The following is an 11394-nucleotide window of genomic DNA, read 5'->3' on the forward strand; positions in this document are numbered from 1 at the left end:
GGCTTATGTCTTTCAGATGTCGCCCAAAATGTCCTGAGACGCGGCCCAGTATTCGAGCAGCTCATCGCGGCTGCGCAGGCCCATCGCGGGCAGCGCGTGGTTGACCACATAGGTCGCGCCGGTGTGGCGGTTGTCCCACATCGCCTGATGCGCCTCCGGCAGCCCGTCCCAGTCGACCACCTGTGGCTCGGTGACACTGAGCAGCCCGCCTGCGATCATGTTGTTCATCATCGTCACCTCGTGCGCGTTGCACAGATGGGTGCCGAAGATGTTGGCTGTGGGCATGATGATCCGGCGCTGCCGGGTCCACACCTGCGGCGCGTAGAAGGTGTAGCGGCGGCCCGCCATCTCCTCGGCATAGACCACGCGCCCGCCGAACGGCTTGACCAAAGAGGTTGAGACACCGAGCGAATCCTGCCCTGCGCGCTCGATCACCAGATCGGGCACCCCGCGCGGGTTGCCGGGCGAACTCAGGATGCGCCCCACGGCGGTGCCGAACGGCTTCATCGTATGCTGCTGATAGCTGCGCACGCCCTCCTTGAACCGTTCGATATCCGTGCGGGCATCGGGCAGGCGTGGCAGGCTGTCGGGCCAGAGGAATTCGCTGTCGCGGCGCTTCAGCCCTTCAAGGCTGATGATGCCCTCGACCGATTCCTCGAGCCCCAAGGATTGCAGGAACTCGCGCTGGCCATCGGTGGTTGTGACGATGACGGTGCGCGCCTTGTACAACCGCGCCGCCTCGATCATCTCGAGCCCCAAGGGATCGGCAAGATCGCGGCTGCCCGGGCCGTAGTACAACAGCACCGATTCGCCGCCGCGCAATTGTGCACGGGCCAGCATCTCCGAGGGCGAGGCGCTGCCGGTCTTGCCCATGAAGGCGAAGTGATAGCCCGACGATGCGCCGTAGAACGCCAGTGTGCCGTTTTCCTCGAGCAGCTGGAAGCTGCGCGGGAAGGCGGTCTCGCCGGCATGGCTGACCACGAAATCGGCAAGCGCGCCGTCGTTGATCGCCCGGTATTCGTCGAGCAGCACCGACCCGTCGGCCTCCCACCGGCGCGCGGCATCGGGATCGTCGGGGACCGCGGTGAACAATGCGGCAAAACGCGGGTCCTTGCGGTTGAGCGCGCCGACCGCACCCTGTTCCTTGACGAAGTCCGCGCGGTCCTCGCTCGAGACAAGCCCGGTTGCCTTGAGCCCCGACTTGATGCTGCTCTTGAGCGCATCGAGCCCGGTGCCGGTGGCCGACCCTTCGACGAAGATCGTCTTGCCGGGCACGATCTGCAGTGTGGTGAACAGGCAGCGGGTGATCGTGCCGAGGTTGAGCACATAGGACCCCGCCTGTTCCAGCGTCAGATCGGGCGGTACGCGGTGAAGCTGCGGCCCCTGGACGTTGAGGAACTGCGCGTGGCTGCCGGTCTTGGTCTCGTAGCCCTGGATCGCGAAGCCTGCGAACATCGGATCGTCGCCCGCCTGCGGTGACAAGAGGTCCGAGGTGCCCGAATAGACGACGACCATGTCGCCGACCCGCAACCGACCCTCGCCCTTGACCTCGCTGCCCAATGCGGCGACCAGCGCCAGCCCGCCCGATCCGGTGATCTGGACGTCTTCGTCATGACTGTCGAAGGGCGAGACCGGGATGCCGGTGAGCGCCCAGATGTCGTTGAAGTTGACCTCGCTGGTCAGCATGTAGACCAGCGCCTCGTTGGGCTCGGGCGCCACGACCGCCACGATATGCTCGCGCTCATGGGACGCCGGAGGCCCGAAGCGTGGGCTCCCGGTATCGGGGTCGCGGCTGATGCCGAAGGCGAGCTGCTTGTGCGGGATCGCGGTGACGCCCGGATAGAAGGGCGCGCCGACGGGCAGCAATTGGCCAGATGCGATCATCTCGGCCTTGTTCGCCTCATGCTCGCTGTCGATCCACACCCCGTTGCGCCGCACCGGCAAAGGCGGACTCTGCTTGTCCATGAACTGGCGGATGCCGGTCTTGCCGCCATCGGGATCGATGATCGCTTCGGCGAAATGTTCGCCCTCGCGCTTGAGGCCCGCGGCCATGCCCTGCGTCCAGCCGGTGCGCACCGCGTCGAGCGCACGGCGCCCCGCTTCGCCGCGTCCGGCCCATTCGAGCTGCTTGAGGATGCGCTGGAGGAACGGGTCCTCGAGCACGGCATCGAGATCGATATGCGCGGGGTTGGCCCAGCGCTTGGTCATCGCCTTGCGGTCGGCAAACGCCTTGCCCAGCGGGCTTTCGGGCCCGTGCCGCGCAAATTCGCGCACCATGCCATGCGCGAGCGACAACACATCGTTCGAGGCATCCGCCACCTGTTCGATCGCGCCGATCTCGAGCGCCTCTTCGGCACTGATCGCCCGCCCGCCGAGGATCAGATCGAGCGCATCGCGCAGGCCCTCGCCCGCGCGGCGTTCGGCGAGCAGCCGCGGCAGACGCTGCGTGCCGCCATAGCCGGGGAGCAATCTGAGGTTGATCTCGGGCTGACCGAAGCGCGCGACGGGCTCGGCAATGCGGTAATGACAGGCGAGCGCGAACTCCATCCCGCCGCCCAAAGCCACGCCCTGGATCGCCGCGATGCACGGCTTGCCCATCATCTCGATCCTGGAAAACGCGAGCTGCGCATTATTGGGCAGCACGCCGGCTTCCTCGACGGTGTTCACCTCCTCGAGCATCTGGCGGATATCCGCGCCCGCGACGAACGAGGCGGTGCCCTGGCCTGTAAACACCACCGCGATGACATCGTCCTTGCGCGCAAGGTGCTCGACCACGATCACGAGTTCGTCGATCGCGCGTTCGTTGAGCGCGTTGACCGGGGCATTGGTGACGGTGACCGTCGCGACCCGCTTGCCGTCTCCCAGCTGGTTGTACTGGATCAGGAAATAGCGGTAGCGCTCAAACAGCGCCTGTTCCTCCGACAATTGCTGTTTACGCCGCCAGGTGGCGACCGCGGTTTGCAGCGCGTCGATGCTATCCGGGTTGCGCAGCGTCGAGGTGTCGCCGATCTCGCCTCCCTCGACGATCGCGCGCACCATCCGGCGCATGTACTTGCCCGAGCGGGTTTCGGGAAATTCCGAGACCTCCAGGAAATCCGACGGCACCGCGACCGCGCCCTTTTCGGTGCGGACCAGATCGGTGAGTCGGCGGCGGTCGTCCTGGGTCAGCCTGCGGCCCGCAACAGCGGTGACGAACGCGATCGGCGTCGCGCCCTTTTCGCGGTGCGGCGCGCCGACGACGAGCACATTGCCCACCGGCGAATTGGGATCGAGCGTCTTGTCGCGCAGGATCGCGCCCTCGATTTCCTCGGTGCCGATGCGGTGGCCCGAGACATTGATGACATCGTCCGAGCGGCCATGCAGCGAGAACGATCCGTCCTCGTGGCGGATGGCGAAATCGCCCTGGGTATAGGCCCAGGTGCCGCGCCAGCGCTCCCAATAGGTGCTCGAATAGCGGCCCGAATCACCCCGCCAATCGGGATTGACCCGGACACCGCCCGACGTCGATTCCAGCGTGAACCTGTCGGTATCGCCCCAGATGGTGCGGGTGAGATACGGGTACGGTAGCGCGATGACGATCTCGCCCTTCTCGCCGTTCTTGGCGCGACGCCATGGCACGCCGCCGCTGCCTTCGCGCACCAGCCCGAAATCGGCCTCGGGCGCGTCCGCGTCCTCGACCCACACATCGCCGACGATCCACGGCAGCGGATAGGTGTGCGCGTCAGCGCGCAGCGGGAAATCGGTATTGCCGTAGAAATGCGTCCAGGCGATGCCGCCATGCTCGGTCGCCCAATAGCTGTTGATGTACCATGGGGTGACATGCTCCATCGCGAACGCCTGCACCGATGGCGAGGTAGGTTCTGCGCAGAAGGTCGCGACCTTGAGCGACGACATGTCGTAATTCTGGATGTCCTTGAGGTTCTCGGGATCCTGCATCACGCTCTTGAGGAACGTGACGCCTGCCTTGAAGATCTGCACCTTGTGCCGCTCGATGATCGAGGCGAAGCGCCCCGCATGCGGGAACACCGGCGACCCTTCGGTGATGATCGTGGTCACGCGGCACAGCAGCGATCCTGCGATGAGATAGCTTTGGCCGGTGATCCAGCCCGGATCGGCCACGACGAACATGACATCGCCAGGCGACGCATCGAACGCCACCGGCATCGTCGCGGCAACGCCCGCGCAATAGCCGCCATGCACGTGCACCACGCCCTTGGGCTTTCCGGTCGATCCCGAGGTATAAATGATGAAATTGGGGTATTCCGAATCGACCGGCAGCGGCCGCGATGCAGCCCAGATCGCGCGAACGAAATCCGCATCATCCAGCTCCAGCAGCGCGGCCTCGTCGGCGACATCGATCCCAAGCGCGCGCGCGGCATCGAGGATTTGCCCGCTCGCCTGGGTGGTGAGATCATGGCTCCAGTGATCGCGGCCTGCGTTCCACACCAGATCGGGCTGCGCAGTGTGGCGCACCACCACCACCGCATCGACACGCGGCGGCGAATCCACCAGCGCCGAAGCAATCGCCATCCGCAGGTTCGCGGCCTGCGCAGCCGACATGCCCGAGCCCTGCGCCAGATCATCGAGCGCACGGCCCACGCCGCGCATGACATCGGAACGCTCGACGGTCACCTCGCCATCGAGCAGCTCGGTCACCGCATCGGTGATCCGCTCGCGCGCAGCCATATCGGCTCCTGAAGCGGGATCATCCAGCGCGGCTGCGAGCAGCTGCATCGCGGTGCCGACACCGATGAAATTGTCGAGTGCCGGGTCGGTATAGCTCGTCTTGAACGGCACCATCTGCGCGTTGCGATAGCTGCCATCGGCGGTGATCACTATGCGGGCACCGGCGTCGGCGATGCGGTCGGACAATGTCTTGTCGCTGAACCCGCCGAACACCGGCGTGTAGATGATCCCGGCGCGCTTGGCGCCCTCGGTCCAGTAGATCTGCGCGGGGATGCTCGGCATGTTGAGCGCGATGCGGTCACCCGCCTTGAGGCCCAGCGCGGCCAGCGCCAGCGAACACTTGGCGCTTTCCAGCATCAGCAGCTTGCGGCTGACCGGGTAGCAATCGACCGGGCCGCCGCGACCGTTGTCGCTCGACATGTTCCAGCGATCGCCCTCGAAGATCAGGGCAGTCTCGGCACCATGGCCTGCGAGCACATGCCGGTCGACCTCGTTGAACCCGCTGTTGGTGAACGCGCCTTCGAACCAGCGCCAGTTGGGCGCATCATCGGCGTTGAGGCCGCGCGCCCAGGGCATGTAATCCTGGCCGAGGTCGAGGCTGCGCGCCGCGCCGGTCGCGGCATCCCAGCCTGTCCACGCGTTGGCCTCGCGGTCGAAATACCCCCAGGCGCCAAGCTCGGGCAGGTACCAGCAGATCGCCGATCGCGCCTGATCGCCATGGAAGGCGCCCGGATCTGCGACACAGGCATTGCGCATGGCATTCCAGCTGGCCGAGTCGGTCAACGGGTTGCTGCGCGGAGGAATGGCGGGGGCGGCCACGGGAACCAGAGCCGTCAGCGGACGGGCCTGAACAGGCGGAAAACGGGAATAGAAGGCATGAGTTCGCAGCTCTCCTGCCGGTCCGGTCCCTAGCGATTCCCAAATCGCATGAGGTCGGCTTCGGCGAACGAAACAAATGTCTCCCGCCGTTTAGATAACATATTGTTTCAAGAAGCGGTAGGGGCCGTATGCCCCATCACGATCAGCGCTGGTGCCAGCGCCCCACTGCGCGGCTCACCGCCTGCATCAGCTGCATCCGCGCAGGGATGCCTGCAGTGGTTTCCCCCAGCATGACCGCTACGGCATAGCGGGTTCCGTCGGGCGCGGTCATGATGCCGACGTCGTTGTATCCGGTGGAAACCGGCGGCAGATCCTGCCCCGTCCCGGTCTTGTGCAGGAACTGCCAGCCCGCAGGAACGCCCGCTTTCAGCCGATTGGGCCCGCTGCGGGTGCGACCAAGCGTGTCGAGCATCAGACGGGTCGAGCTCTGCGAGAGCAATTCGCCACGCGCCAGCCGGGCCAGCGCATCGACGATGCCTTCCGGGCTCGCGCCATCGATCGGATCGGCGACATAGGCGGACAACAGGTTGCGGCGCCGGTCGAGCGGCACGCGTTCGCGCGCAGCCTGGAAGGCGCGTCCGGCCGAAAGGCTCTGCCGCCATTCGACGCCCGCGATCCCGCTCTGCAGCAGTCGCTCGCCGGGGCCGAAGCGGATGCTCGACAGGCCCTTGCGGCGCAGGAAATCGTTGACCACGCCGGGCCCGCCCGCGGTGCGCAGCAGCGCATCGTTCGCGCTGTTATCGCTCGCGGTCAGCGCTTCGTTGATCAGCGTGCGCACGCTCTCGCGCACGGTGCCTTCGCGCGCCACGCGGGCCGCCAGCGGCTGGTGGAACAGGGTGAGGTCTTCCGGGGTGATCGTCACCTCGGTATCGAGCGAAAGCTCGCCGCGATCGACCTTTTCGAGCACCGCCATGGTAACCCACAGCTTCGAGACGCTCTGCTGCGGAAACAGCTCGCCGCCGCGCTGGCCGACCACCCAGTCGCCATCGATCCGCCGCACCGCGATCCCCGTCTTGCCCGGAAAGCTGCGCCACAACTGCGCCAGCTCGTCGCGCAAGCCCTGCGGAACGACGTTGGTGGCGCGCGGCGCGAGCGGCGGCGGCACCGGCTGGACGCGCGCGGGCGCAGGCGCCGGACGCGGCTGCGCGACCTGCCGTGGCGTGGAGACGCAGGCAGCAAGCGCGGCTGTAGCGAGGAACAGGGACAGCGTGCGGGCGAACATGCGGCGGCTTTCTGATCGGAATTCGTGTTGGCATCAGGCTTGCACACCCCCGATGTACCGCCCGTGAAGCGATCTAGCCGCAGGTTCCCGCGCACAGGCACGTTTTGCGGTGAACGAGTCGCTGGGCGCGGTGAATGGCCTGGTTATCGCCCCTCCCGCGTGTGGGAGGGGAGGGTGTCAGGGCACCAGCACCGTGTCTACCGCCACCGGCAGCGTGTCAGGAAAATCGCTGTTGAAGTGGAGTCCCCGGCTTTCCTTGCGCTCGAGCGCGCAGCGGACGATCAGGTCGGCGACCTCGATCAGGTTGCGCAACTCGACCAGGTCGGGGGTGACACGGAAGTTGCCGTAATATTCCTCGACCTCGCTGCGCAGCAGCTCGATGCGGTGGCGCGCGCGTTCCAGCCTTTTGGTGGTGCGCACGATGCCGACATAGTCCCACATGAAGCGGCGGATCTCGCGCCAGTTGTGCTGGACGACGACCTCTTCGTCCGAATCGGTCACCCGGCTTTCATCCCAGGGCAGGATCGCAGGCGGCGGGCCCAGCTCGTCCCAGTGCTCGATGATGTCGGTGGCGGCAGCATCGCCGAAGACGAAGCATTCGAGCAGGCTGTTGGAAGCAAGCCGGTTGGCGCCGTGCAGCCCCGACTGGCTGACCTCGCCCGCCGCATACAGCCCGGGCAGATCGGTGCGGCCCTGAAGGTCGATCAGCACTCCGCCACAGGTGTAATGCTGCGCGGGCACCACCGGGATCGGATCGCGGGTGATGTCGATGCCAAGCCCCAGCAGCTTTTCGTAGATCGTCGGGAAATGCCCCTTCACGAAGTCGGCGGGCTGGTGGCTGATGTCGAGATGGACGTAGTCGAGCCCCAGCCGCTTGATCTCGTGGTCGATCGCGCGCGCGACGACATCGCGCGGGGCAAGCTCCAGCCTGGGGTCGAAATCGCCCATAAATCGATAGCCGGTCTCTGGGATCAGCAGATGCCCACCCTCTCCGCGCACCGCCTCGGTGATCAGGAAGTTCTTGACCTCCAGATTGTACAGGCAGGTCGGGTGGAACTGCATGAATTCCATGTTGGAGACGCGCGCGCCTGCGCGCCAGGCCATGGCGATGCCATCGCCGGTGGCGCCCCTGGGGGCGGTCGAAAACAGGTACGTCCGCCCTGCTCCGCCGCTCGCCAGCAAGGTGGCGCGCGCGGTCAGCGCCTCGACATGGCCGGTCGCGCGGTTGAGCGCATAACAGCCCCAGATGCGCTTGTCGCCGGTGGGGCTGGCGCAGTGCCGGTCGGCGATCAGGTCGATCGCGACCATGTCGGGCATCAGCGTGATGTTGGGGTTGGCCAGCGCCGCGCGTTCGAGCGCCTGCTGCACCGCCCAGCCGGTGGCGTCATCGACATGCACGATCCGCCGGTGGCTGTGCCCGCCCTCGCGGGTGAGATGCAGGTCATCGGCATGGTCGCCGCCGCCGCCGTTGCGGTTGAACGGCACGCCCAGGTCGACGAGGTGCTGGATAGCGGCAGGTGCATTCTCGACCACGAATTCGACCGTCTCGCGGCTGTTGAGCCCTGCGCCTGCCACCATCGTGTCGTCGATATGGTTGTCGAACGAATCGCCCTCTTCGAGCACCGCGGCGATGCCGCCCTGCGCCCAGGCGGTCGATCCACCCGAAATGTCGCCCTTGGCCAGCACCAGCACCCGGCAATGCCGCGCGAGGCTCAAGGCAGCGGTCAGTCCCGCCGCGCCCGAGCCGATGATCAGGACGTCATGTTGCATCAGCGATAACCACATGTGAGGAGGGAGCGATCCGGGGCGTCAGGGCTGGCCTGCAGATTGACGAACAATTCATACCCGTCCGGAGGACCAAGCGATACATCCTGGTTGATTTCGACCGGGAAGCCGCCCCTTCGCAGCGCGGACAATGCGGCGGGCGGCGGAACGGCAAATTCGAAACTGAGGTCGCCCGGATCGCCGCCTTCTGGAAATGTCTGATGAATGGCGTGGAGCGGCAGCCCGAGCATCGTGCCGGATACGCGAACGCTGAACGCCGTCCAGCCATCGTGCCGTGTCATTTCGATCTGTCCAAAATGAGCAGCCAGCGAGGATGGCGCATCTATTCTACCCGGCCGCAAATGCTTGTCGGGGTCGATAACGGCTTGAGGATCGACCACCACCATGGCTTGAAGAAATCGCGCCGTTTCAGGCCCGGGCCGGCACATTGCAGGGTCTTCAAAAGCAAGCAGGCCATCCAGAACCGCCGGACCCGCCATCTGCCGATCGGCGCAGCCGGAGAGAAGCGCAGCACCCATTGCGATCGCCGCAATCCGTTTCACGCCACCGCCTTGGTGAGGTTGAGGAACACGTCCTCGAGATCGGGCTCGCGGGTCGAGACGTCGACGATGCCATAGCCTGCCTCGCGCACCCGGCTCATCACCTGGCCTGCGTTGAGCCGGTCCTTGCTGTAGCCGATCTCGACCATCCGGTCGGTGAGCTTGCTGACCTTGTCGAACGCCGGGTCTGCGGGAAGCGCGGCGATATCCTGGTCAAGCGTCAGCACGATGAGCTTGTCGCGCGCCATGCCGACCATTTCGGCGGTGGGTTTGTTGGCGATCAGCCTGCCGTGGTTGATGATCGCGATCCGGTCGCACAGCTCCTCGGCCTCTTCGAGGTAATGCGTTGTGAGCACGATGGTGACGCCTGCGCGGTTCAATTCGCGCACATAGTCCCACAGTTGCTGGCGCAGATCGATGTCGACGCCCGCGGTGGGTTCGTCGAGCACCAGGATCGGCGGGGAATGCACCATCGCCTTGGCCACCAGCAGCCGCCGCTTCATGCCGCCGGACAGCGTGCGGGCATAGGCATCGGCCTTGTCCTCCAGCCGCACCGCGCGCAGCAGCTCTGCCGTACGCCGGTGCGCCTTGGGCACGCCGAACAGCCCGGCTTGAAGCTCGAGCGCTTCGGCAGGGGTGAAGAACGGATCGAACACGATTTCCTGCGGCACGATACCGATCGACGCCTTGGCGTTGCGCGGATTGGCGTCGATGTCGAAGCCCCAGATGCTGGCAGAGCCCGAGGTCTTGCGGACCATGCCCGACAGGATGTTGATGAGGGTGGACTTGCCCGCGCCGTTGGGCCCCAGCAGGCCGAAGATCTGGCCGCGCGGGACATCGAAGCTCACACCGTCCAGCGCCAGCTTGTCGGGGGCCTTGCCTGCGCCTTTGTAGATCTTGCGCAGATTGTCGATCGAGATGGCAGCCTGGGTCACGGCAAGCGGATTAGCCGCTCGGGTTACGTTGCGCAAAGGGAAAGGTGGAAGCGCGGCAGCCGAAACGAAATATGCAGGCCGCACGCAGCCTGCATATTTCGAAAACCGGTCACCAGCCGATCAGGCCGGTGCGAAACCGCCTTATTCGGCGACTTCGTAGTATTGCGGCGCTGCCTCGTTGAGGATCTCGAGGATCTTCTTCAGAGCGGCAGGCTCGTCGGTCTTTTCCATCGCGGCCAGTTCGCGTGCGAGGCGGCTGGAGGCCGCTTCGAAGATCTGGCGCTCGGAATAGCTCTGCTCGGGCTGGTCGTCCGGGCGGAACAGGTCGCGGGTCACTTCGGCAATCGACACGAGGTCGCCCGAATTGATCTTCGCTTCATATTCCTGGGCACGGCGCGACCACATGGTGCGCTTGACCTTGGGCTTGCTTTTCAGCGTTTCCATCGCCTCGCGCAGCGTCTTGTCAGACGACAGCTTGCGCATGCCGATGCTTTCAACCTTGTTGACCGGAACGCGAAGGGTCATGCGTTCCTTTTCGAAGCGCAGCACGTACAGCTCGAGCTGCATGCCGGCAATTTCTTCCTTCTGAAGCTCCACAACACGGCCGACACCGTGCTTGGGATACACCACATAATCGCCTACATCAAAAGACAGCGCTTTGGCGGCCATTCAAAAACCTTTCTCAATTCAGGGGAAGCGGGAGCCTTTTCGAACCTGCGATCCTGCCGTCCGAACGGAATCTCCTCGAATATGTGCCGAAAGCGGGACACCAACACAGTGCCGCACTGCAGCACTGATGGGCGCTGCTTAACAGATTCGTCACAAAATAGCCACCCTGTAATGGCCATTCCGGACCCAAATGGGGTCTCGCAGGCCCAAAAAGAAGCGGCGCCGGACGCGAGGACGCGCCCGACGCTACGGAATGTGAGAACGATTGCAGGGGATCAGGCCGCCCAAAGGCTCCCCACCGACCGAGTGTCTACGTGCTCAGTCGCCCTCGCCGGGTTCGGGTGAGAAGAAAGCCTCGTACTTGCCGTCCTTGCCCTTGTACTCATCGGCGTCAGCGGGCGATTCCCGCTTGACGGTGATGTTGGGCCATTCAGCGCTGAACTTGGTGTTGAGCTCGAGCCACTTTTCCAGGCCGTCCTCGGTATCGGGAAGGATCGCTTCGGCCGGGCATTCGGGTTCGCACACGCCGCAGTCGATGCACTCGCTGGGGTTGATCACCAGCATGTTCTCGCCTTCATAGAAGCAGTCCACGGGGCATACTTCCACGCAGTCCATGTATTTGCACTTGATGCAGGCGTCGGTGACTACATAGGTCATCGGCTGTGATCGCTCCCCTGAG

Annotated in this window: 7 protein-coding genes; all 7 read right to left on the minus strand. The window is 65.1% G+C overall.

What is annotated here, in order from left to right:
- Window positions 1–12: 12 nt before the first annotated feature.
- Window positions 13–5469: an AMP-binding protein gene (locus IP68_RS14600; RefSeq protein ID WP_304438731.1), complete on the minus strand. Its 5457-nt coding sequence runs from the start codon at window positions 5467–5469 to the stop codon at window positions 13–15.
- Between the two features lie 238 nt (window positions 5470–5707).
- Window positions 5708–6787 (minus strand): class A beta-lactamase, encoded by a 1080-nt coding sequence (locus IP68_RS14605; RefSeq protein WP_054135721.1) that lies wholly within the window; start codon window positions 6785–6787, stop codon window positions 5708–5710.
- A gap of 177 nt (window positions 6788–6964) precedes the next feature.
- A complete protein-coding gene (nadB, locus tag IP68_RS14610; protein ID WP_069050943.1) occupies window positions 6965–8557 on the minus strand; it encodes an L-aspartate oxidase in 1593 nt (530 codons plus the stop codon).
- Window positions 8557–9114: a hypothetical protein gene (locus IP68_RS14615; protein WP_156318165.1), complete on the minus strand. Its 558-nt coding sequence runs from the start codon at window positions 9112–9114 to the stop codon at window positions 8557–8559. Before IP68_RS14615 ends, nadB begins: the two co-directional genes overlap by 1 nt.
- Window positions 9111–10046, minus strand: a complete 936-nt coding sequence (locus IP68_RS14620) for an ABC transporter ATP-binding protein (RefSeq protein ID WP_054135724.1) — start codon at window positions 10044–10046, stop codon at window positions 9111–9113. Before IP68_RS14620 ends, IP68_RS14615 begins: the two co-directional genes overlap by 4 nt.
- A 141-nt stretch (window positions 10047–10187) precedes the next feature.
- On the minus strand, window positions 10188–10715 hold the full coding sequence (locus IP68_RS14625) for a CarD family transcriptional regulator (RefSeq protein WP_054135725.1): 528 nt from the start codon (window positions 10713–10715) through the stop codon (window positions 10188–10190).
- 318 nt (window positions 10716–11033) lie between these two features.
- The gene (gene fdxA / locus IP68_RS14630) at window positions 11034–11372 is read right to left on the minus strand and encodes a ferredoxin FdxA (protein ID WP_054135726.1); all 339 of its coding nucleotides are present in this window, start codon (window positions 11370–11372) and stop codon (window positions 11034–11036) included.
- Between the last annotated feature and the right edge of the window lie 22 nt (window positions 11373–11394).

The organism is Blastomonas sp. AAP25, from assembly GCF_001295965.1.
Taxonomy (GTDB): domain Bacteria; phylum Pseudomonadota; class Alphaproteobacteria; order Sphingomonadales; family Sphingomonadaceae; genus Blastomonas; species Blastomonas fulva.

Excerpts from the sequence above, each read along its gene's own strand:
- fdxA (WP_054135726.1), bottom strand. The coding sequence starts at position 11,372 with ATGACCTATGTAGTCACCGACGCCTGCATCAAGTGCAAATACATGGAC.
- IP68_RS14625 (WP_054135725.1), bottom strand. The coding sequence starts at position 10,715 with ATGGCCGCCAAAGCGCTGTCTTTTGATGTAGGCGATTATGTGGTGTAT.
- IP68_RS14605 (WP_054135721.1), bottom strand. The coding sequence starts at position 6,787 with ATGTTCGCCCGCACGCTGTCCCTGTTCCTCGCTACAGCCGCGCTTGCT.
- nadB (WP_069050943.1), bottom strand. The coding sequence starts at position 8,557 with ATGCAACATGACGTCCTGATCATCGGCTCGGGCGCGGCGGGACTGACC.